This is a genomic window from Streptomyces sp. cf386 (genome assembly GCF_900103585.1).
Lineage (GTDB): Bacteria > Actinomycetota > Actinomycetes > Streptomycetales > Streptomycetaceae > Streptomyces.
Genome location: NZ_FNHV01000011.1, coordinates 263,226 through 285,243, shown reverse-complemented (window position 1 = coordinate 285,243; position 22,018 = coordinate 263,226). Strand labels below are relative to the sequence as shown.

Here is a 22,018-nt window from a genome sequence, read left to right as displayed (position 1 = left end):
GACGTGACGACCCCACCAGACGACCGCTCCTTCCGCAGAGAAATGGCCACCGCCTACCGCTCCGGCTGGCACTTCATCGACTTGGTCACCGCGATCCCCCACTCCGGTGACTCCCTGATGGTGACCGTCTTCGGTGAGCCGGTCGTCGTCACGCGGGACGACGAGGAGGACGTCCGGGCCTACCGGTGTCTGCGGCGGCCTCGGGGGGCGCCGCAGCCTGTGCGGTGTGCCGTCCGATACGGAATGATCTTCGTCAACCTGGATCAGCGCGACCACCGGCTGGTGGAGCCCGAGGCCCCGGCCCCAAGGACCATCTCAGCCACCCCCCGCAGTGCCTGACGCGATTCCCCCGTCGTAACAGATCGCTCAGGTGCTTCCCCCCGCAGCGGCGTCACCGTGACCTGAACACGGTGACGCCGCTGCAGTTTTCTGGGGACATTTCCCGGTATCCGCCCGTTCCGGCGGTGGCCGAAACCGGGCGCCCGGTATTCAGCCACCGGCACCCCGTCGCCGCGTCACCCTCGCCCCGTCACCCGCGCCCCATCGCCCGAGTCAGCTCGATCTCGATCACCACCCGCTCGGGATTCGGCGTCGGCGTCCGCCCGTACCGCACCGCGTACCGCTGCTCCGCGTCCCTGACCCGCTCCGGCTCGGTCCGCACGAACGCCCGCCCCTCCAGCGTCGCCCACCGTCCGCCGTCCATCTGGCAGACCGCGACGCGCGCCCCGTCCGGGCCGGCGGCCAGTACATGGCGCACCTTCCTGCTCGACTTGCGCGTGATCACCCGAGCAAGTCGCGCCTCGGGGTCGTATGTCACTCCGACGGGCACGACGTGCGGGGTGCCGTCCGGGCGCAGGGTCGTCAGGGTGCACAGGTGCCTCTCCTGCCAGAAGGTGAGGTACGGCGCGTCCGGCGCGCCAGGATCCTGGGGGTGTGTCGCCATGGCCCGGAACCTAGCCGTACCAAGCCTCTCCCGACTACCTTGAGCGGAATAGACTCAACTTTGTGTACGCTGATTCAGTCAGCACTGAGCCGGTGCTCAGTCAGTACTGGGAGACGCTGACGCCAGGAGGAGAAAGCGAACGTGGACGCCGAGCTGACCAACCGGAGCCGGGACGCCATCAGGGCGGCCGAGCAGCGGGCCGTGACCGACGGGCACCCCGATCTCACCCCTGCCCATCTGCTGCTCGCTCTGCTCCAGGGGCAGGACAACGAGAACATCGTCGATCTGCTGGCCGCCGTCGAGGCCGATCAGGCGGCCGTGCGAGCCGGTGCCGACAAGGTGCTCGCCGCGCTGCCCAGCGTGACCGGGTCCACCGTGGCGCCCCCGCAGCCCAGCCGTGAGCTGCTCGCCGTGATCGCGGATGCCCAGGCGCGGGCCAGGGAGCTCGGGGACGAGTACCTCTCCACCGAGCACCTCCTCATCGGCATCGCGGCCAAGGGCGGCCAGGCGGGTGACGTGCTCACCCAGCAGGGAGCCGGTGCGAAGAAGCTGCTGGACGCCTTCCGGAAGGCGCGCGGCGGGCGCCGGGTGACCACCGCCGACCCCGAGGGGCAGTACAAGGCGCTGGAGAAGTTCGGCACCGACTTCACGGCCGCGGCCCGCGAGGGCAAGCTCGATCCTGTCATCGGGCGGGATCAGGAGATCCGGCGTGTGGTGCAGGTGCTCTCCCGCCGTACCAAGAACAACCCCGTCCTCATCGGCGAGCCCGGCGTTGGCAAGACGGCCGTGGTCGAAGGCCTCGCCCAGCGGATCGTCAAGGGGGACGTGCCCGAGTCGCTCAAGAACAAGCGGCTCGTCGCGCTCGACCTCGGCGCCATGGTCGCCGGGGCCAAGTACCGGGGTGAGTTCGAGGAGCGGCTGAAGACCGTGCTCGCGGAGATCAAGGACTCCGACGGGCAGATCATCACGTTCATCGACGAGCTGCACACGGTCGTGGGCGCCGGTGCCGGCGGTGACTCCGCCATGGACGCCGGCAACATGCTCAAGCCGATGCTCGCCCGCGGTGAGCTGCGGATGGTGGGTGCCACGACCCTCGACGAGTACCGCGAGCGGATCGAGAAGGACCCCGCCCTGGAGCGCCGCTTCCAGCAGGTGCTGGTCGCCGAGCCGACCGTCGAGGACACCATCGCGATCCTGCGCGGGCTCAAGGGGCGGTACGAGGCCCACCACAAGGTCCAGATCGCCGACAGCGCGCTGGTGGCCGCCGCCACCCTCTCCGACCGGTACATCACCTCCCGCTTCCTCCCCGACAAGGCCATCGACCTGGTCGACGAGGCGGCCTCCCGCCTCCGTATGGAGATCGACTCGTCCCCCGTCGAGATCGACGAACTCCAGCGCGCCGTCGACCGGTTGAAGATGGAGGAGCTCGCGCTGGAGAAGGAGACCGACCCGGCCTCCCGCGAGCGCCTGGAGCGGCTGCGCCGCGATCTCGCCGACAAGGAGGAGGAGTTGCGCGGTCTGACCGCCCGCTGGGAGAAGGAGAAGCAGTCCCTCAACCGCGTCGGCGAGCTGAAGGAACGGCTCGACGAGGCGCGCGGGCAGGCCGAACGTGCCCAGCGCGACGGCGACTTCGACACCGCCAGCAAGCTGCTCTACGGCGAGATCCCGGACCTGGAGCGGGACCTGGAGGCCGCCTCGCAGGCCGAGGAGGAGGCCGCCAAGTCCACGATGGTCAAGGAGGAGGTCGGCTCGGACGACATCGCCGACACCGTCGCCGCCTGGACCGGCATTCCGGCCGGGCGCCTCCTGGAGGGCGAGACGCAGAAGCTGCTGCGCATGGAGGAGGAGCTGGGCAGGCGGCTGATCGGTCAGACGGAGGCCGTGCAGGCGGTGTCGGACGCCGTACGCCGCACCCGCGCCGGCATCGCGGACCCGGACCGGCCCACCGGCTCCTTCCTCTTCCTCGGCCCGACCGGCGTCGGCAAGACCGAGCTGGCCAAGGCCCTCGCGGACTTCCTCTTCGACGACGAGCGCGCGATGGTCCGCATCGACATGTCGGAGTACGGCGAGAAGCACAGCGTGGCCCGGCTGGTCGGCGCGCCCCCCGGATACGTCGGCTACGAGGAGGGCGGCCAGCTGACGGAGGCGGTGCGCAGGCGGCCGTACAGCGTCGTGCTGCTCGACGAGGTCGAGAAGGCGCACCCCGAGGTCTTCGACATCCTCCTCCAGGTGCTGGACGACGGACGGTTGACGGACGGTCAGGGCCGTACGGTCGACTTCCGCAACGCGATCCTGGTGCTGACCTCGAACCTGGGCAGCCAGTTCCTGGTGGACCCGATCACCAGCGAGGCGGAGAAGAAGGAGCAGGTGTTGGAGGTGGTCCGGGCCTCCTTCAAGCCCGAGTTCCTGAACCGCCTGGACGACCTGGTGGTCTTCTCGGCCCTGGCGAAGGACGAGCTGGCCAAGATCGCCCGGCTGCAGATCGACCGCCTCGCCAAGCGCCTGGCCGAACGCCGCCTCACTCTGGAGATCACCGACGAGGCCCTGGCCTGGCTCGCCGACGAGGGCAACGACCCGGCCTACGGCGCCCGCCCCCTGCGCCGCCTCGTGCAGACCGCCATCGGCGACCGCCTGGCCAAGGAGATCCTCTCCGGCGAGATCAAGGACGGCGACACGGTGCGGGTGGACGTCTTCGGGGACGGTTTGATCGTGGGGCCCGCGACAGGCAAGAAGCTGTGATTTGCGGGTACCCGGTAGGGCCGGGTACCCGTCAGTAGTGACCGGAGTCTGACCGGAGTATTGACCGGATCGAGTCAGCCGAGGGCTGACAGTCCCGTCAGGGCTTGCAACCCCCCTCCCCGCATGGGGGAGGATGGCGGAATCCGTACGAAGGGAAAATCACGGTGAGCATCGACCCGTCCTCGATTCCGAACTTCGGGGGCCAGCCCGAGCCGCAGCCCCAAGGACCGGCGGGCCCCGTCGTCCCGGATCAGGACCTCGTGAAGCAGCTCCTCGACCAGATGGAGCTGAAGTACGTCGTCGACGACGAGGGTGACCTCGCGGCGCCGTGGGAGCAGTTCCGTACGTACTTCATGTTCCGCGGCGAGGGTGACCAGCAGGTCTTCTCGGTGCGGACGTTCTACGACCGGCCCCACCAGATCGACGAGAAGCCCCAGCTTCTCGAGTCGATCGACGACTGGAACCGCCGGACGCTGTGGCCCAAGGTGTACAGCCACACGCACGACGACGGCACCGTCCGCCTGATCGGCGAGGCGCAGATGCTGATCGGCACGGGCGTTGCCCTGGAGCACTTCGTCTCGTCGACGGTCAGCTGGGTGCGGGCCGCCATCGAGTTCGACAAGTGGCTCGTCGAGCAGCTCGGCCTGGAGCAGGAGATCAACGAAGCGGAGAAGCCGGAGGACGACGAGGAGTAGTCCTCCTCCACACGGATTCGGCAGAGCCCGGCCAGGGCACCGGCCACCACGGCCGAGTGTCGGGCCGGGTTTGTGCTGTCTGCGGCCGTCCACAGGTTGTGGACGGCCGCAGCGCTCAGCCGGCCAGTGACTTGAGCCGCCGCACCGCCTCCTCCAGCACACCCGTCTGCTTGCAGAACGCGAACCGCACGAACGGTGCGCCCGCCTCCCGGTGGTCGTAGAAGACCGCGTTGGGGATGGCGACGACCCCGGCCAGCTCCGGCAGGGCACGGCAGAAGGCGAAGCCGTCCCCCTCCTTGGACAGCGCGGCGCCGAGGGGGCGGATGTCGGTGGTGATGAAGTACGTGCCGGCGGGCTTGAACACCTCGAATCCCGCCTCCACCAGCCCCGCCGCCAGCAGGTCCCGCTTGGCCAGCATGTCCGCGCGGAAGTCCGCGAAATAGCTGTCCGGGAGGGCGAGCGCCTCGGCGACGGCGTACTGGAACGGCCCCGACGAGACGTACGTCAGGAACTGCTTCGCCGAGCGCACGGCCGTGACCAGGGCGGACGGCGCGGTCACCCAGCCGACCTTCCAGCCGGTGAAGGAGAACGTCTTGCCCGCCGACCCGATGGTCACCGTCCGCTCCCGCATACCCGGGAAGGTGGCGAGCGGCAGGTGCTCGGCGTCGTCGAAGACCAGGTGCTCGTACACCTCGTCGGTGACCACGAGCAGATCCCGCTCCACCGCCAGCTCGGCGATCGCGGTCAGCTCCTCGCGGGTGAGGACCGTGCCGGTGGGGTTGTGCGGGGTGTTGATCAGCAGCAGCCGGGTGCGGTCGGTGACGGCGGCGCGCAGTTCGTCGAGGTCCAGGCGGAAGCTTCCCTCGCTCGGCCGCAGGGTGACCGGCACCCGCGTCCCGCCCGCCATCGCGATGCAGGCCGCGTACGAGTCGTAGTACGGCTCGAAGGCGATCACCTCGTCGCCGGGCTCCAGCAGGGCCAGCAGGGCGGCGGCGATCGCCTCGGTGGCACCGGCGGTGACCAGGACCTCCGTGTCCGGGTCGTACGACAGCCCGTAGCGCCGCTCCTGGTGCGCGGCCACGGCGGTACGCAGCTCGGGGACGCCCGGGCCCGGCGGGTACTGGTTGCCGCGCCCGTCGCGCAGCGCCCGTACCGCCGCCTCACGGACCTCCTCGGGTCCGTCGGTGTCGGGGAAGCCCTGACCCAGGTTGATGGAACCGGTCCGCAGGGCCAGCGCGGACATCTCGGCGAAGATCGTCGTCCCGAACTCGGCGAGCCGGCGGTTGAGCAGGGGGCGGGAGGTGGAGGTCATGCCCGTCATCCTGCGCTCAAGCTCTGGAGTTCCTCAACCTACGTCCGGAGGTTGGTACCTGCGGCGGAACCCGGCGCACCATCTCTGAGCAGGGGAAAGCGGTTGGCATCTGTCGTCGTCCGTCGGCGTCGGCCGCTGCGTCGGGCGCCTCTGCCGGAGGGCTGCGTAGAGTACCTGCGGTCATCGATTGGAGAAGACGTTGAACGCGGTCGAGTTCCCTCTCAGCGCTCGGGTGCGTGGGGCCCGGCGATGGCTCGTGGCCACGACCGTGGCGGGTGCCGTACTCGTGGGGACCGCCGTGGCATCCGTGGTCGCCGACGCCTCCGGCTGGGTGTCTGTGCCGCGGGCGATCCAGGCCGGTCTGGTGCTGGTGACGCTGTTCGTTCTGCCCGTCGTATGGGTGGGAGTGCACGCTGTGTGGGCGCTGCGCGGGCGGGCCGAGCTGTTCAGCGCCGCCGGAGAGCACCCGCGGCGGCGTCCCACCGACCGACAGTTGGTGAATCACCTGCGCAACGAGCACCCGCTCATGCCGCTGTGGGGGATGGTTGCCGTCCTGGGCGGCCTCGGCACGCTCTGCCTCGGGTTCGCGCTTCCGTTCGCCCTGGCGGACGGCGCCGTACTGGCCGGTGTGCTCCTCGGGGCCGGGCTCGCCGTGTCCCTGGCCGCTCTGGCCCTTGCCGTGCCCGGTTTCCGCCGCGCCGCGCGCCAGGGCGCGGAGGACCGAAGGCGGCGTACCGAGCTGTGGTACCTGCCCACCGCCGTCGAACGCCGGCTCACGATCCCCCTCCTCGGCGCCGGCGACGGGGCACACCCCGGAGCCTGAACAGTCGTTGGGGAAGACCACGGCCCACAGGCGGCCCAATGAGCCGGACGGCCCCTGAACTGCACTTCTGTGCAGGTCAGGGGCCGTTCCTCGTATCGAACCCTCTGAAGTTCCTCAACTCTGCTTTGGGTCGTGAGACGGCCGGGCATCTGACCCGCACACACCGAGCGGGAGGTGCCCACGGGGGGACGCCTCGCTCCGCTTCGGGGGAACGGAAGGAGCTGACGCCATGATCGGGATCTTTATCGTTGCGCTGGCCGCAGTGTTGCTCGTGGTGCTCGTCGCGTCGATCGCCCGCGCCGGTCGGCGTTCGGGCCGCCGTACGTCCGCGCGCAGGGGCAGCTCGTACGACGGCGGAGGCGGCGGCTGGTGGGTCGGCGGGGGCGACGGCGGCTCCGGGGGTTCGTCCTGCGGAAGCAGCTCGTCCTGCGGAGGCGGGTCGTCCTGTGGAGGCGGGGGCGGGGGCGGATGTGGTGGCGGAGGCAGCTGACACGGGGCAGCTGAGCTCCCTGAGAAGGGGGAACCGCATCCGGACGGAGCGGGGCCGGTACCTGGGACCGGCCCCGCTTTCCTGTTCCCCCGACGGCCTTGCGTACGGCTCACGGCGGGCTGCTCCGCGCCCCGGCGTACGCCGGAGTTGAACAGTTGAGCTGATAAGCCCTCTGAGGGATGGAAAGCCCACGAACTTGGGTAAAAACGCTGTGGGGGCGCCACTGTTCATGATTCAGTTATTTTCCCCAACGCAGCCCCTCGGACGTCCCGCGGACACCCCTTCTGACCGGCCGACCGGGCTGACCGGGCCGACTCCCCGAGCCGGCCTGGGTGCGCCGGAGACCGATACCTCCCTTCTTTGCGTGCTTGCGGAGCCGACCCATGCTCACGACCCTGAACACCGCCTATACCGACACGCGCGCGACCGACCTCGCCTGGGCCCTGGGGCGGGAGCCGCTGCCCGCGCTGGCCGCGTTGGATCTCGAACTGGCCGGTGCCAAGCTCCAGTTGAGACTGCTCGGCGCGTCCCACCAGGTGCTGGTGGAGGAGGAGCGGGGCGACTGTTCGGAGACGGTGGCCTGTATGCCCGGCAGCAGCACACCGTTGCCGCTCGGGGTGGCCAAGCGGGCGGGTGACTGGGAGTACGAGTTCGCGGCCCGGGTGGAGATCCTGTCGCCGGGCCAGTTCGCGGGCCGTGCACAGGAGTTGCTGGCCCTGGTCGCCGACCACCCGCACGGCCTCGCCGGTGTGTTCCCCGGCAGCCCGCACGCCTTCACCGCACTGCTCGCCCAGTACCACCAGGGGCAGGTGCACTGGCGGACATGGCACGCCTACCCGCAGGACGGGCAGTTGGTGGCCACGCGGACGAGGGTGGGGGTACGGCCCCGCGATCGGAGACGCAAACGTCCCGAGCCTCAACACCACACGTGTGGGTGACCGAGCGTGCCCGCACCGTGACGTACCGTCGGCAAAGTGATCGACCCGCACGCGCCCGCACCACCCGGCGCTCCGCCACCCTGGGCCGGCCCGCCGCGGCTCCCGGTCCGGCCGGGCACCGGACGGTTCCTGGTCCTCGCGTGCGTCTTCGTCTGCGCCGCCTGCGGACTCGTGTACGAGCTCGAACTCGTCGCCCTGGCCTCGTACTTGATGGGTGACTCGGTCACCCAGGCCTCCGTAGTCCTGTCCGTCATGGTCTTCGCGATGGGCATCGGCTCCCTCGTCGCCAAGCGGCTGCGCCCCTTCGCCGCGGCCGGGTTCGGCGCCATCGAGGCCGGCCTCGCCCTCGTCGGCGGCTGCAGCGCGCTCGCCCTGTACGCCGTCTTCGCCTGGACCGGCGACTGGGGCGGCCCGTGGGCCGAAGGCCCTCGCTACCTCCTCGTCGCCTTCTCCCTCACCATCGGCCTGCTGATCGGCGCCGAAGTGCCGCTGCTGATGGAGCTGATCCAGCGCATCCGGCGCCAGGACGCGGGCGGTGCCGTGGCCGACCTGTTCGCCGCGGACTACGTCGGCGCGCTGGTCGGCGGCCTGGCGTTCCCCTTCCTCCTGCTGCCCCTGCTGGGCCAGTTGACCTCGACCCTGATCACCGGCGCGGTCAACGCCGTCGCGGGCTGTGCGCTGATCCTCGGCCTGTTCCGGGGGGACCTCACCCTCCGCGCCCGCTGGCTGCTGGTGATCGCCAACCTCACGGTCCTCGGCGTCCTCGCCTCCGCCGCCGTACTCGTCGACGACTTCGAACGGGCGGCGCGGCACGCGGTGTACGGACGGGACGTACGGGTGGCGCTCCAGACGGACGTCCAGGAGGTCGTCATCACCGGCGGCACGCACGGCCGCCCTCTCGACCTCTTCCTCGACGGCCGCCTCCGGGTCAGCGGCCGGGACGAACGCCACTACCACGAGGCGCTGGTCCACCCCGCGATGAGCGGCGAGCACACGCGCGTACTGATCCTCGGGGGCGGGGACGGGCTGGCGGCGCGTGAGGTGCTGCGCCATGCCGGGGTGCACCGGGTCGATGTCGTCGAGGTCGACCCGGAGGTGGTGCGGCTGGCGCGCCGGGACCCTCCCCTGTCCCACCTGAACGGGCATGCGTACGACGACGAACGCGTCCACGTCATGACGGACGACGCCTTCCGCTGGCTGCGGGCGGCGCCGCCCGCGACGTACGACGTCGTCATCTCGGACCTGCCCGACCCAGGCATCACGGCCAGCACGAAGCTGTACTCGCAGGAGTTCTACGGCCTGGCCCGCCGCGCCCTGACCCCCGGCGGTCGCCTCGCGGTGCACGCCGGGCCGGTCTCCTCCCGCCCCCGCGTCTTCTGGACGGTCGACACGACCGTGCGCGCCGCGGGCCTACGCACCGTCCCCTACCGCGCCACGGGCCACGACTCCGGCTTCGCCTCCGGCCCGGACCGCTCGGCGGGCCCGACCCGGGCACCGCACGACTGGGGCTTCATCCTGGCGAGCCATGAGCAGCGGCCGGTGCTGCGGCTCCGGGGCGGGCAGGGGGCGCCGCGGCTGGGGACGTTGACGGAGGAGGGGCTGATGGCGGATGCGCGGGCGGTGGAGGGGACGCGGGTCGGGGGGTTGGGGGCTTCGACGTTGGTGCACCCGCGGTACTGACGGGGTGGTCGGTTGACGGGGTGGTGGGTCGAGGGGCGGGAGGGTACGCCAGGCGGGAGTGCGGGCGGGGCGAATCCCAGGATGCGCGGGTGCGTTTCGCTTCGTGCTGGGTAGGCTCGGTGACCATGGAGCATGAGGTGTTCGTTCCGGTTGTGGCCGAGCGGCTCAGGGAGGTCCTGGCCGACCCCGCGCGGGTGGCCCGGGCGGTTCCCGGGCTTCAGCAGGACGCCGGTGCCGAGCCCCTGACCGGGCGGCTGAAGATGCGGATCAGCGGGCACACCATCACGTACCGGGGGGTCGTACGGCTCTCCGCGCGCGAGGACGGTTCGTACGCCTTCGAGGGTGACGCCGGTGAGGCGCGCGGCAGCGGCTCGGTGAAGCTCGCGCTCACGCTGCGGCTGGTGGAGGCGGACGGAGGCTCGACCGTGCGGTTCGAGGGGACGGCCTCGGCGGACGGGCGGGTCTCGGAGTTGCCGGGGGACGCGGTGGGGGCGGCGGTGACGCGGCTGCTGAGCCGGTTTGCGGAGAGCCTGGGGGGTGCGGCGGGGGAGGAGCGGGCTGAAGGCGGCGAAGGTGAGGGGCTGGAGGAGGGCCTGGCGCCGGGGGAGTTCGAACCGCGGGTGACCAGTGAGTTCGAGACGACTCCGGATGCGGATGACTCGCCAGCGCCAGCGCCTGCGCCTGCGCCTGCGTCTGCGTCTGAGCCTGTGTCTGAGCCTGCGGCGGAGGAGAGTGTTGGTGAGCCGCCTGTTGCCGAGGCGGCGCATGCTCGGCGGACGATGATCGGGCGTAGTGCGGAGGAAGTGGACCATGCGCCGCCTCGGGGGCGGTATGCGCCGGTTCCCGCGCCGCAGACGGTTGCGCCGAACTCCACGTTGCGGTGGGCGGCTCCGGCGGCGGCGATTGTGGTGGCTTCGGCGATTGTGGTGGGGCGGATGTTGCGGCGGCGACGCTGAGCGTTGCCGTTGAAGGCGTGCGCTCTTCAGGCGCCTTGATCGTCCCAGTAGGGTCGTCCCGTGAGTAACGATGACATCACGCTGACCGCGGGTGACGCGGAGGTGGACGTGCTGCCGGGGAACGGTGGGCGGGTCGGAGGGCTGCGCGTCGGGGGGACGGAGCTGTTGCGGCAGGGGGAGCGGTTCGGGTGTTTCCCGATGGTTCCCTGGTGCGGGCGGATCCGGGACGGGCGGTTCCTCGACGGGGCCGTCGTGCGGCAGATGCCGCTCAACGCGCCGCCGAACGCCATCCACGGCACCGTGCGGGACGGCGCCTGGAGCGTCGCCCGGGTCGCCGAGGGCGAGGCCGTCATCACGTACGACCTGGTCGAGCCGTGGCCGTACGCCGGCCGCGTCACCCATGTCGTCGCGCTCACCCCGGACAGCCTCAGCCTCACCATGTCCGTCGAGACGTACAACGCGTCGTTCCCGGCTCAGATCGGCTGGCACCCCTGGTTCAACCGGAACCTCGGCGGTGACGGCGCCCAGGATGTACGGCTCGATTTCTCGCCCGCATGGCAGGAGGAGCGCGGGGACGATCACCTGCCGACGGGGAACCGCATCGATCCCAAGCCCGGGCCCTGGGACGACTGCTTCGGCATGCCCGGCGGTGTCGACGTCACCCTCACCTGGCCGGGGCAGCTGGAGCTGAAGGTCGGCAGCCGGGAGGAGTGGGTCGTCGTGTACGACGAGCAGGAGGCCGCCGTGTGCGTCGAGCCGCAGACCGGGCCGCCCAACGGACTGAACAGTCTGCCTCGCCTGGTCACGCCCCTGGAGCCGCTGGAGGCGACGACCGTCTGGAGCTGGCGGCGGCTGTGAGCGCGGCCTTTAAGCTGGCCGCATGACTGACGTACGTGGCGAGCTGCTGCAGCAGATCAAGGACAAGGCCGTGGTGCACGGCAAGGTGACCCTGTCGTCGGGTCTGGAAGCCGACTACTACGTCGACCTTCGGCGCATCACCCTCGACGGGGAGGCGGCCCCCCTGGTCGGGCAGGTGCTGCTCGACCTGACCGCGGAGCTGGAGTTCGACTCGGTGGGCGGGCTGACCATGGGCGCCGACCCGGTCGCCGGCGCGATGCTGCACGCCGCCGCCGCGCGCGGGAAGCGGCTGGACGCCTTCGTCGTGAGGAAGGCGGCCAAGGCGCACGGGCTGCAGCGGCAGGTCGAGGGGCCGGACATCGCGGGGCGGCGCGTGCTCGTCGTCGAGGACACCTCCACCACCGGGGGCTCGCCGCTCACCGCCGTCGAGGCCGTGCGGGCGGCCGGCGCCGAGGTCGTGGCCGTCGCGACCATCGTCGACCGGGCCACCGGCGCCGCCGAGAAGATCCAGGAGGGGGCCGGTGTGCCGTACCTCTTCGCCTACTCCAAGGACGAGCTCGGTCTCGACTGACGGACGGGGCCGAGGGGCGCTCGGAGCATCCCGGTTCGTCTGGAAAGATGGGGCCGACGATGACGTCACACCCCCCAAGGTCTAGGTCAGGGCCGTAAGCAGAACGCCGTACGCAGTACGTCAACCCGCACACTCCAAGGAGCGGACAGATGCCCATCGCAACCCCCGAGGTCTACAACGAGATGCTCGACCGGGCGAAGGCAGGCAAGTTCGCCTACCCGGCCATCAACGTGACCTCCTCCCAGACCCTGCACGCGGCCCTGCGCGGTTTCGCGGAGGCGGAGAGCGACGGCATCATCCAGATCTCGACGGGTGGCGCCGAGTTCCTGGGCGGTCAGCACAGCAAGGACATGGTCATCGGCGCCGTCGCCCTGGCCGAGTTCGCGCACATCGTCGCCAAGAAGTACGACATCACCGTCGCCCTGCACACGGACCACTGCCCGAAGGACAAGCTCGACGGGTACGTACGGCCGCTGCTCGCCGTGTCCGAGGAGCGCGTCGCGCGCGGTGAGAACCCGCTGTTCCAGTCGCACATGTGGGACGGTTCGGCCGAGACCCTCGCCGACAACCTCTCCATCGCGCAGGAGCTGCTGGAGCGCGCCCGCGCCGCGAAGATCATCCTTGAGGTCGAGATCACCCCGACCGGTGGTGAGGAGGACGGCGTCTCGCACGAGATCAACGACTCCCTCTACACGACCGTCGACGACGCCATTCGTACGGTCGAGGCGCTCGGTCTCGGTGAGAAGGGGCGCTACCTGCTCGCCGCCTCCTTCGGCAACGTCCACGGCGTCTACAAGCCGGGCAACGTCGTGCTCCGCCCCGACCTGCTCAAGGAGCTGAACGAGGGCGTCGCCGCCAAGTACGGCAAGGCCTCGCCCTTCGACTTCGTCTTCCACGGCGGCTCCGGCTCCTCCGAGGAGGAGATCGCGATCGCGCTGGACAACGGCGTCGTCAAGATGAACATCGACACCGACACGCAGTACGCCTTCACGCGTCCGGTGGCGGCCCACATGTTCCAGAACTACGACGGTGTCCTGAAGGTCGATGGTGAGGTCGGCTCCAAGAAGACCTACGACCCGCGGACCTGGGGCAAGCTGGCCGAGGCGAGCATGGCCGCGCGTGTGACCGAGGCGTGCGGCAACCTGCGCTCCACGGGTACGAAGATCAAGTAACCCGCGGTCTTCGCGACGAGCCCGGTGCTACGGCGCCGGGCTCGTTGTATATCTGGGTCATGCCCGATGTCCGGCTGGCCTCGCCGCAAGGCAAGTGGATCCTGCTCACCACCGTGCTCGGCTCCAGCATGGCCATGCTGGACTCGACCGTCGTCAACGTCGCCCTCCCGCGCATCGGCGAGGACCTGGACGCCGACCTCGCCGCGCTCCAGTGGACGGTCAACGCGTACATGCTCACCCTGGCAGGGCTGATCCTGCTGGGCGGTTCGCTGGGGGACCGGTACGGGCGTCGCCGGATCTTCGTCATCGGGGTGGTGTGGTTCGCCGCCGCCTCACTCCTCTGCGGGCTCGCCCCGAACGCCGGGGTGCTCATCGCGGCCCGGGCCCTGCAGGGCATCGGCGGGGCGCTCCTCACGCCGGGCTCGCTCGCGCTCATCCAGGCGTCCTTCCACCCCGACGACCGGAGTCGGGCCGTGGGCCTGTGGTCCGGGTTCGGGGGGATCGGCGCGGCGATCGGCCCCTTCCTGGGCGGCTGGCTGGTGGACGGACCCGGCTGGCGCTGGGTGTTCCTGCTCAACGTCCCGCTGGCCCTGCTGTGCGCGCCGATCGCCGTACGGCACGTCCCCGAGTCGGGCGACGGCACCAAGCACGGCCGCTTCGACGTACTCGGCGCGGTCCTGGGCGCCGCCTCCCTCGCCCTGGTGACGTACGCGCTGATCGAGGCACCGCAGGGCGGGCTGGCAGTGGCCCTGACGGCAGTGGCGGGCGTGGCGGCCGGCATTGCCTTCGTGGTCGTCGAGAAGCGCCGCTCCGACCCGATGATGCCGCTCGACATCTTCGCGTCCCGCCAGTTCACCGCGGTCAACGTCGTCACCCTGTGCGTGTACGCGGCCCTCGGCGGCTTCTTCTTCCTCGCCGCGCTCCAGCTCCAGGTCGTCTCCGGCTACTCAGCCCTCGGCGCCGGTACGGCACTGCTCCCGACGACCGTCCTGATGCTGCTCCTCTCCGCCCGCTCCGGCGCCCTGGCCGACCGCATCGGTCCGCGCATCCCGCTCACCGTCGGGCCCCTGCTGTGCGCGGTCGGCATGCTGCTGATGCTGAGGGTCGGCCCCGACGCCACCTACGCCACCGACGTCCTCCCCGCCGTCCTGGTCCTGGGCTTCGGCCTGGTCACCCTGGTCGCCCCCCTGACCGCGACCGTCCTCGCCTCCGTGGACGTCTCCCGGGCGGGGCTGGCCAGCGGCATCAACAACGCGGCGGCCCGCGCGGCCGGCTTGCTGGCGGTGGCCGCGCTGCCCCTGCTGACCGGTATGGGCCAGGAGGCGTACCGCTCCCCGGACGCCTTCAACGACGCGTTCGACCAGGCGATGGTCCTGTGCGCGGGGGTCCTGGTCGCCGGCGCGCTGCTCGCTTTCGCGACGGTACGACGCCTGCCGCCGGACTGCACCCGCCCGGAGTGCCGTACGCATGGTGGGGTGACGGCGCCGCCGTTGGAGGGGGTGCGGAGCAGGGGGCGGTTGTAGGTGGTGTTGGTTTCGCCCCCGCCGCCCCTCCCCGTCCCCTCACTGGGGGCTCCGCCCCCAGACCCCCGGTATCGGCCCTGAAGGGGCCTCGTCCTCAAACGCCGGACGGGCTAAGACAGCCTCTCCGGCGTTTGAGGAGCGGGGGTCCAGGGGGCGGAGCCCCTGGGGATGGGACGGGTAGGGGCGGCGGGGGCGAGGAAACCCCGGTGGTCGCGAAAGGGCACCACGGCGCAGCCACACCGCACTGCCGTACCCGCCCATGGGCCAGACTGGACCCCATGGCCATTCACGAAAACCTCCTCGGGGGCCCGCCCCCGACCCACCTCCCCGACGACCCCGGCCCGCGCGAGCTCCTCGCCGCCGGCACCGCCCCCGCGGAGGTCGCCGCGAAGTACCCCACCTCCTCGCTGGCCTGGGCCCAACTGGCCGACGACGCGTTCGAGCGCGGCAGCGTCGTGGAGTCGTACGCCTACGCCCGTACGGGCTACCACCGCGGCCTGGACGCCCTGCGCCGCAGCGGCTGGAAGGGCCACGGCCCCGTCCCCTGGGAGCACGAGCCGAACCGCGGCTTCCTGCGCGCCCTGCACGCCCTCGCCCGCGCCGCCGGAGCGATCGGCGAGCAGGAGGAGTACGAGCGCTGCACGCAGTTCCTGAAGGACTCCTCGCCGACGGCGGCCCAGACGCTGGGCTAGCGAAGTCGGACGCGGAAGCGACCGTCGTCAGGGCCCGCCCGGCAGGTGTGACCAGGCGGGCCTTGCGATGTCCCGGGCGATCCCTGAGTATGCCGGGTGGGGACCGGGGCCCCTTTGCCGATAACGGCAGGGCGGACCGCTACCCGGAGCAACACAGGAGACAGCAATGTCCCACCAGGCTCACACACCGGTGAGGGCATCCGCGGAGACGTCCATGGAGACGTCGGCGGAGGCCCAGGAGCCCCAGGAGCCCGAGACCCCGCATCTCGACTTCGCCGGCACGACGCCGTACGAGGACTACGTCAAGGCGGACGTGCTCACCCACCTCCAGCACACCCTCTCCGACGACCCCGGAGAGATGGTCTTCCTGGTCACGACCCAGGTGATGGAGCTGTGGTTCACGGTCATCGTCCACGAGTGGGAGACGGCGGCACACGCCCTCCGCGAGGACCGTCCGGCCGTGGCGATCGACGCCCTGAAGCGTTCCGTACGGGAACTGGACGCCCTGAACGCCTCCTGGAAGCCGCTCGGCCAGCTCACGCCGGCCCAGTTCAACGCGTACCGCAGCGCCCTCGGCGAGGGCTCCGGCTTCCAGTCGGCGATGTACCGCAGGATGGAGTTCCTGCTCGCCGAGAAGTCCGCGTCCATGCTGGTCCCGCACCGCGGCGCCCCGCGCGTCCACGCGGAACTGGAGAAGGCGCTGCACGAGCCGAGCCTGTACGACGAGGTGCTCCGGTTCCTGGCCCGGCGCGGCTGCGCGATCCCCGAGGCCGTCCTCACGCGCGACGTCTCGCAGCGGTACGTCCCCTCCGACGAGGTCGAGGCCGTCTGGACCGCGATCTACGCGGGCGACCAGAACTCCGAACTCACCCGCCTCGGCGAGGCGCTGACCGACGTGGCCGAGCTGGTGTGGCGCTGGCGCAACGACCACCTGGTCGCCACCCGTCGCGCGATGGGCGCCAAGGCCGGTACGGGCGGTTCGGCCGGGGTGGCCTGGCTGGAGAAGCGCGCGCAGAAGAACGTCTTCCCGGAGCTGTGGACGGCGAGGTCCCATGTCTGAGCAGGTGGCGAGGGCGGCCGCGCTCGACGCCGCCGACGAACTGGCGGGCATCCGCAAGCGGTTCGTACTCGAAGACGAAGTGGTCTACCTCGACGGCAACTCCCTGGGCGCCCTGCCCGCGAACGTCCCCGGCCATGTCGAGGACGTCGTACGGCGACAGTGGGGCGAGCTGCGGATCCGGTCCTGGGACGAGAGCGGCTGGTGGACCGCGCCGGAGCGGATCGGCGAACGGATCGCTCCGCTGGTCGGGGCGGCGCCCGGCCAGATCGTGGTCGGCGACTCCACAAGTGTCAATGTTTTCAAGGCAGTTGTCGCCGCCGTGCGGATGGTCGGAGACGACCGCGACGAGATCCTCGTCGACGCGACGACCTTCCCCACCGACGGTTACATCGCCGAGTCGGCGGCCCGGATGACCGGCCGGACGCTGCGGCCGGTGACGCCGGCCGAGGTGCCGGCGGCGCTGGGGGACCGTACGGCCGCCGTCCTGCTGAACCACGTCGACTACCGCTCGGGACGGCTGCACGACCTGCCGTCCCTGACGGCAGCCGTGCACGCGGCGGGCGCGCTCGTCGTCTGGGACCTGTGCCACAGCGCGGGCGCGCTGCCGGTCGGGCTCGACGAGCACGGCGTGGACCTGGCGGTCGGCTGCACCTACAAGTACCTGAACGGCGGCCCGGGTTCACCCGCGTATCTGTACGTACGCCGTGACCTTCAGGACCGCTTCGACTCCCCGCTGCCCGGCTGGAACTCGCACGCCGAGCCCTTCGGTATGCGCCCCGCCTACGCACCGGCCTCCGGCGCCCTGCGCGGCCGCGTCGGCACGCCCGACATCCTCTCCATGCTCGCCCTGGAGGCGGCCCTGGAGGTCTGGGACGGCGTGTCCGTCGACGCGGTGCGCGCGAAGTCGCTCGCGCTGACGGACTTCTTCCTGGAGTGCGTCGGGGCGTATGCGGGGGAGGGGCGCGTGGAGACGCTGACGCCGGTGGCCCACGCGGAGCGCGGCAGCCAGGTGGCGTTGCGGTGCGAGGACGCCGGGGATGTGATGAAGCGGCTCATCGAGCGAGGGGTCGTGGGCGATTTCCGGCATCCGGATGTGCTGCGGTTCGGCTTCACGCCGCTGTATGTGGGGTTCTCGGACGTGGAGCGGGCGGCGCGGGTGTTGGGGGAGGTGCTGTCGGGGGAGGCGCTGCGCTGACCCCGCTTGCCCCGGTCACTCTCTAGGCGACGTACACCCCCGCCACGGCAGCCGCATGCGCGGCTTGCGCGGCGCGCTCCGCGGCGGGGGCGTCCGGGAGCACTCCGGTCGTCAGCAACTGGTAGTAGAGGGGCGCCGACACGGCCCGTACGACCGCCTCCGCGTCCGTCCCGACCGGCAACTCCCCCCTGGTGACGCCCTGGTCCACGCACGGCGCCCACTCCGTCACCCGCACCTCGTAGAACCGCCGGAGCGCGCCCGCCGTCCGTGCGTCGCACGTCGCCGCGGCGATGACGGCACGGAACAGCGCGCCCTGCCGGGGGTCCGCCAACGTCCGCTGGACCAGCGCCGCGTTGGCCCGCAGGTCCCCCAGCACGGACCCGGTCTCCTCGCGCGGCGCCGACTGCTCGGCCATGTCGGCGAGCAGATCGGCCACGAGCCCCGTCACCGAGCCCCACCGCCGGTACACGGTCGTCTTGCCGACCTCGGCGCGGCGGGCGACGTCCGCGAGGTCGAGGCCGTCGAAACCGTGCTCCGCCAGTACGTCCCCGGCCGCCCGCAGCACGGCCGCACGGACACGCGCGGTGCGCCCTCCGGGACGTACGGTGCCGGGTTCGGCGGACATATCGGCCTCCTTGGTGTGTCTTCGGTGTGTCTTCGGTCTGCCTGCGATCCGGGGTGCGATCCGCGATACCAGCGTAACGAAACAGCAGAACCGTTTAACCCTCACGGTGCGTGACATCCGCGTGTCGACGCACGTCACCCGCCTGGTACCGTCCCCGCCAACGGCCGAATCCCCACCCTGGTCCGCCACACCCCCGCCACCGTCCAAATCCTTTACGCCGCTGAGAGGTTGGAGCATGCCGGACGACGTCGCAGCAGCCCGGAGCGCCGCGGAGGAGGAGTCAGCCTTCTCGCACCCGCCCGTCGACCCCGACGCCATCGCCACTTACGGCGACCATCCCGATCAGGTGATCGACTTCTACGCGCCACGCGGCGAGGCAGGTCCGGGCGGCCCGGCGCCGCTGGTCGTTCTGCTGCACGGCGGGGCTTGGCGGGCGCCGTACGACCGACGGCATGTCACGCCGTTCGCGGACTTTCTGGCGCGGCGGGGGTTTGCCGTGGCCAATGTGGAGTACAGGCGAGGCGCGGAGACCGGGGAGGGTGCGGGCGGCTCTGCCGGTTCCGGCGGTGGCCCGGTCGCCGGGCGCTGGCCGGAGACCTTCGACGATGTCGCCGCCGCGCTGGACGCGCTGCCCGCGCTGGTACGGGAGCTGCTCCCGCAGGCCGACGCGCGCCGGACCGTGCTCACCGGCCACTCGGCGGGTGGCCACCTGGCCCTCTGGGCGGCGGCGCGCCATGTCCTTCCCGCGGACGCCCCTTGGCGCACCGACCGTCCCGCGCTTCTGCGGGGTGTGGTCGCCCTGGCCCCGATCGCCGACTTCACGGTCGCCGACAAGCTGGACGTCTGCGGCGGCGCCGCACGCCAACTCCTGGGCGGTGCCGAGGAGTTCGCCGAGCGTCGGCCGTACGCCGATCCCGCGCTCCTGCTCCCGACCGGCATCGCGACGACCCTCGTCCAGGGCCGCACGGACGATGTCGTTCCGCACGCCGTCGCCGAGTCGTACGCGGACGCGGCGGCCAAGGCGGGGGAGGTCGTCGGGCTGACGCTGCTGGAGGACGTCGGGCACTTTCCGCTGATCGATCCGGCGGCGGACGCCTGTGCGGTGGTGGTGGAGGAGATCGCGCAGCTGGCGTGGTGAGGCGTCTCGTAAGGGCGCTCTGACCCCCCTACCGGACAGCCCCTCTGATACCCGTAATACCTGAGAGCTACGTCGCAGATGAGCTCCCTGGCGTGACGCGGACGACGAGTCGCGATCCGTAACTTCCCCACCAGGCAAGCCCGATGGCCGGGCGGACTGGAAGGGAAGACGACCATGGGGCGTACGACGGGGGCGGCCGAGGCGAGCGAGCCGAAGAAGTCCGACGGTACGGACAGAGCGCGCCACACCCGCCGCCGCACCCACGGCTGGCGCCGAGCCCTCCTCGCCACCCTCATCACCGGCGCCGTGGTCGTCCCGCTGTCCGGCGCCGCCCGCCCGGAGATCCCCGCCCCGGCCCCGGCCGCCGTCGCCGCACCGGTGACGTCGGTGACGCTGGACGAGGCGTACGCGGCCAACCGTGCCAACGCCGCCGAGGCGTCCCGCATGGCCGCGGCCCACGGCAACCGTGAACGGGCCGCAGCGGACCGCGCGATGGCCGACCCGTCCCGTCACTTCCTCACCTTCGACGGCCGCGGCCTGGGCCTCGCTACGGAGGTCTTCGGCGACCTGGCCCACGCCGACCGCATCGCGGTCCTGGTCCCGGGCTCCGACACGTCCATCGACACCTACGACCGCTTCCGCGAGGCCGCCGGTGCCCTGCACGAACGGCTCGGCCGGGAGGCCCCGCAGGGCACCCGCACCGCGGTCGTCGCCTGGCTCGGCTACGAAACCCCGGCCACGGTCAGCACCACGGTGGCGACGGCGGGCCGAGCCGAGGAAGCGGCCCCGAAACTGCGGGAGTTCATACGACAGCTGCGCGCGCTCACGGAGAACAGCGGCCGGTACGAGCCGGGCGCACGCACGGACGGCAAGCCGACCGGCTCGCCCCACCGCCGCCCCCACATCTCCCTCCTCTGCCACTCCTACGGCTCGGTGGTCTGCGGCCGTGCGGCCTCCGACCTGGACGTGGACGACATCGCGCTGATCGGCAGCCCCGGCACGGGCGCGGACACCGCCACGGCCCTGCACACCCCGGCCCGGGTCTGGGCGGGCCGCGGCAGTGACGACTGGGTCGCGGAGGTCCCGCACATCGAGATCGACCTGCTCGGCACGACCGTCGGCTTCGGCACCGACCCGGTGTCCCCGTCCTTCGGCGCACGGGTCTTCGCGGCGGGCGGCGGCGGCCACAGCGACTACTTCAGGCCGGGGTCGACCTCCCTGGCCAACCTGACCCGCATCGTCCTGGGCGAGACCTCGGAGGTGACTCATGGCTGAGTCGATGTCTGTGTCCGCACCGCCGTCGGTGTCCGCATCGCCGCCCGTGTCGATGCCCGAGCCCTCGCCCCGCCCCGGCCGTCTGCGCGGCGCATGGCACGGCATACGCACGGGCGCCGGCCGCGTCGACGCCGCCACCCCCGCCGACCGGGACCGGGCGGTCGACGCCCTGCGAGCCTTCGCCATCCTCGGTGTGGTTCTCGGGCACTGGCTGGTCACGGCCCTGGTGGTGGACGGCGACGGAGTGGGCCTGCATACGGCGAGCCCGCTCCAGCACCTGCCCTGGCTGGCCCCGATCTCCTGGATCTTCCAGACCCTTGCCGTGTTCTTCCTGGTCGGGGGTCATGTGGCGACCCGGAGCTACCGGTCGGCCCGACAGCGCGGGACGACGTACGGACAGTGGCTGCGGTCCCGGCTGTCCCGTCTGTTCAAGCCGGTGGCGGCCGTCCTCACCCTGTGGACGGTGGCATCGGTCCTGCTGCTGCTCTCGGGCACGGACACGGCCACCATCCACACGCTGCTCAAACTGGCCCTGTCCCCGCTGTGGTTCCTCCTGGTCTTCGCGGCGCTGACGGCGGTGACGCCCCTCCTCCTGCACCTCAACCCGTTGTGGCCCCTGGCCGTCGTCCTCCATGTGGACCTCCTGCGCTTCGGATTCGGCGCCCCCGCCTGGCTCGGCTGGGTGAACGTGGCGGCAGGCTGGCTGGTGCCGTACACCCTGGGTGCGGCCTGGACCCGGGGCGAGCTGGAGCGCCGCCATGGGGGTCCCCTCGCTCGAGCGAAGTCGAGAGTGGGGGAGGGCTGGATCCTGCTGACGGGCGGCGCGGTCGCGACGGCCGCGCTGGTCGCCTGGGCGGGCTATCCGGCGTCGATGGTCGGCGTCCCGGGTGCCGGAGTCTCCAACCTCAACCCGCCGACACTGGCCGCGGTCACCTTCGGCCTGGCCCAGTGCGGCCTGGCCCTGCTGCTGCGCGAGCCGCTGCGCCGCGCGATGCGACGCCCCCTGGCCTGGGCGGCGGTGGCCCTCGTCAACCTCTCCGCGATGACGATCTTCCTCTGGCACCAGACGGCGCTGATGGCCACCACGGCCGCGCTGCTGCCGACCGGCCACCTCCCCGGCCTGCACACCCTCCCCGACCACCTCGGCTGGGTGGCGGCCCGTCTGATCTGGCTCCCGGTCTTCGCGCTGGCCCTCGCGGTCTGTTGGGCCGCCTTTCGCTCCTACGAGCAGGGCGGACGCAGCGGAAAGGGGCGGGGCCGCTCGCGGGTCGTGCGGGCACACCGTCCGTCAGATCGGGCGGCGGCGACTGGCGTCCGCCGTGCCTAAGGTGGA

At 71.6% G+C, this 22,018-nt stretch carries 21 protein-coding genes; 18 read left to right on the top strand and 3 right to left on the bottom strand.

Annotated features, from left to right (window positions below; translation table 11 throughout):
• Window positions 1-3: 3 nt before the first annotated feature.
• Window positions 4-339 carry a Rieske (2Fe-2S) protein gene (locus tag BLU79_RS28195; RefSeq protein ID WP_093908725.1) on the top strand — a complete coding sequence of 112 codons (336 nt, stop codon included), beginning with the start codon at window positions 4-6 and terminating at the stop codon, window positions 337-339.
• Window positions 340-529: 190 nt separating this feature from the next.
• On the opposite strand, the gene BLU79_RS28190 is transcribed toward BLU79_RS28195, so the two are convergent.
• Entirely contained in the window at window positions 530-943 is a 414-nt protein-coding gene (locus BLU79_RS28190) for a pyridoxamine 5'-phosphate oxidase family protein (RefSeq protein ID WP_093908724.1), read from the bottom strand.
• 141 nt (window positions 944-1,084) lie between these two features.
• Between BLU79_RS28190 and clpB the strand changes: the two genes are divergently transcribed.
• Together clpB and BLU79_RS28180 are read left to right on the top strand one after the other, a co-directional pair.
• Window positions 1,085-3,682 carry an ATP-dependent chaperone ClpB gene (gene clpB / locus BLU79_RS28185; RefSeq protein ID WP_093908723.1) on the top strand — a complete coding sequence of 866 codons (2,598 nt, stop codon included), beginning with the start codon at window positions 1,085-1,087 and terminating at the stop codon, window positions 3,680-3,682.
• Between the two features lie 164 nt (window positions 3,683-3,846).
• On the top strand, window positions 3,847-4,377 hold the full coding sequence (locus BLU79_RS28180) for a YbjN domain-containing protein (RefSeq protein WP_093908722.1): 531 nt from the start codon (window positions 3,847-3,849) through the stop codon (window positions 4,375-4,377).
• Window positions 4,378-4,492: 115 nt separating this feature from the next.
• Here the strand turns inward: BLU79_RS28180 and BLU79_RS28175 are convergent, their stop codons facing one another.
• Window positions 4,493-5,698 (bottom strand): pyridoxal phosphate-dependent aminotransferase, encoded by a 1,206-nt coding sequence (locus tag BLU79_RS28175; protein WP_093908721.1) that lies wholly within the window; start codon window positions 5,696-5,698, stop codon window positions 4,493-4,495.
• 247 nt (window positions 5,699-5,945) lie between these two features.
• On the opposite strand from BLU79_RS28175, the gene BLU79_RS28170 reads away from it, so the two are divergent.
• The 12 genes from BLU79_RS28170 (at window position 5,946) to kynU (ending at window position 17,647) form a co-directional block, all read left to right on the top strand.
• Window positions 5,946-6,512, top strand: coding sequence for a hypothetical protein (locus tag BLU79_RS28170; protein WP_143052530.1), 567 nt, complete (start codon window positions 5,946-5,948; stop codon window positions 6,510-6,512).
• Window positions 6,513-6,741: 229 nt separating this feature from the next.
• Window positions 6,742-7,002, top strand: coding sequence for a hypothetical protein (locus tag BLU79_RS28165; protein WP_093908719.1), 261 nt, complete (start codon window positions 6,742-6,744; stop codon window positions 7,000-7,002).
• Window positions 7,003-7,385: 383 nt separating this feature from the next.
• On the top strand, window positions 7,386-7,940 hold the full coding sequence (locus BLU79_RS28160) for a DUF2617 family protein (RefSeq protein WP_093908718.1): 555 nt from the start codon (window positions 7,386-7,388) through the stop codon (window positions 7,938-7,940).
• 36 nt (window positions 7,941-7,976) lie between these two features.
• Window positions 7,977-9,620, top strand: a complete 1,644-nt coding sequence (locus BLU79_RS28155) for a polyamine aminopropyltransferase (protein WP_093908717.1) — start codon at window positions 7,977-7,979, stop codon at window positions 9,618-9,620.
• A gap of 125 nt (window positions 9,621-9,745) precedes the next feature.
• On the top strand, window positions 9,746-10,576 hold the full coding sequence (locus tag BLU79_RS28150) for an SRPBCC family protein (RefSeq protein ID WP_093908799.1): 831 nt from the start codon (window positions 9,746-9,748) through the stop codon (window positions 10,574-10,576).
• Window positions 10,577-10,636: 60 nt separating this feature from the next.
• Window positions 10,637-11,434 (top strand): aldose epimerase family protein, encoded by a 798-nt coding sequence (locus BLU79_RS28145; RefSeq protein WP_093908716.1) that lies wholly within the window; start codon window positions 10,637-10,639, stop codon window positions 11,432-11,434.
• 22 nt (window positions 11,435-11,456) lie between these two features.
• A complete protein-coding gene (gene pyrE, locus BLU79_RS28140; RefSeq protein WP_093908715.1) occupies window positions 11,457-12,005 on the top strand; it encodes an orotate phosphoribosyltransferase in 549 nt (182 codons plus the stop codon).
• A 149-nt stretch (window positions 12,006-12,154) separates the two neighbouring features.
• Window positions 12,155-13,177 (top strand): class II fructose-bisphosphate aldolase, encoded by a 1,023-nt coding sequence (gene fbaA, locus BLU79_RS28135; RefSeq protein ID WP_093908714.1) that lies wholly within the window; start codon window positions 12,155-12,157, stop codon window positions 13,175-13,177.
• Between the two features lie 59 nt (window positions 13,178-13,236).
• Window positions 13,237-14,700, top strand: coding sequence for an MFS transporter (locus BLU79_RS28130; protein ID WP_093908713.1), 1,464 nt, complete (start codon window positions 13,237-13,239; stop codon window positions 14,698-14,700).
• A 278-nt stretch (window positions 14,701-14,978) separates the two neighbouring features.
• Window positions 14,979-15,392: a DUF3151 domain-containing protein gene (locus BLU79_RS28125; RefSeq protein ID WP_093908712.1), complete on the top strand. Its 414-nt coding sequence runs from the start codon at window positions 14,979-14,981 to the stop codon at window positions 15,390-15,392.
• Window positions 15,393-15,558: 166 nt separating this feature from the next.
• A complete protein-coding gene (locus tag BLU79_RS28120; RefSeq protein WP_371131951.1) occupies window positions 15,559-16,452 on the top strand; it encodes a tryptophan 2,3-dioxygenase family protein in 894 nt (297 codons plus the stop codon).
• A complete protein-coding gene (gene kynU / locus BLU79_RS28115; protein WP_093908710.1) occupies window positions 16,445-17,647 on the top strand; it encodes a kynureninase in 1,203 nt (400 codons plus the stop codon). The genes BLU79_RS28120 and kynU overlap by 8 nt, the downstream gene beginning before the upstream one ends.
• 22 nt (window positions 17,648-17,669) lie before the next feature.
• Here the strand turns inward: kynU and BLU79_RS28110 are convergent, their stop codons facing one another.
• Window positions 17,670-18,272, bottom strand: coding sequence for a TetR/AcrR family transcriptional regulator (locus BLU79_RS28110; protein WP_093908709.1), 603 nt, complete (start codon window positions 18,270-18,272; stop codon window positions 17,670-17,672).
• Between the two features lie 235 nt (window positions 18,273-18,507).
• On the opposite strand from BLU79_RS28110, the gene BLU79_RS28105 reads away from it, so the two are divergent.
• The 3 genes from BLU79_RS28105 to BLU79_RS28095 all read left to right on the top strand — a co-directional run bounded on the left by BLU79_RS28105 (window position 18,508) and on the right by BLU79_RS28095 (window position 22,012).
• Window positions 18,508-19,410, top strand: coding sequence for an alpha/beta hydrolase family protein (locus tag BLU79_RS28105; protein ID WP_093908708.1), 903 nt, complete (start codon window positions 18,508-18,510; stop codon window positions 19,408-19,410).
• 174 nt (window positions 19,411-19,584) lie between these two features.
• The gene (locus tag BLU79_RS28100; RefSeq protein ID WP_093908707.1) at window positions 19,585-20,685 is read left to right on the top strand and encodes an alpha/beta hydrolase; all 1,101 of its coding nucleotides are present in this window, start codon (window positions 19,585-19,587) and stop codon (window positions 20,683-20,685) included.
• A 52-nt stretch (window positions 20,686-20,737) separates the two neighbouring features.
• Entirely contained in the window at window positions 20,738-22,012 is a 1,275-nt protein-coding gene (locus tag BLU79_RS28095) for an acyltransferase family protein (protein WP_177001217.1), read from the top strand.
• The last annotated feature ends 6 nt before the right edge of the window (window positions 22,013-22,018 follow it).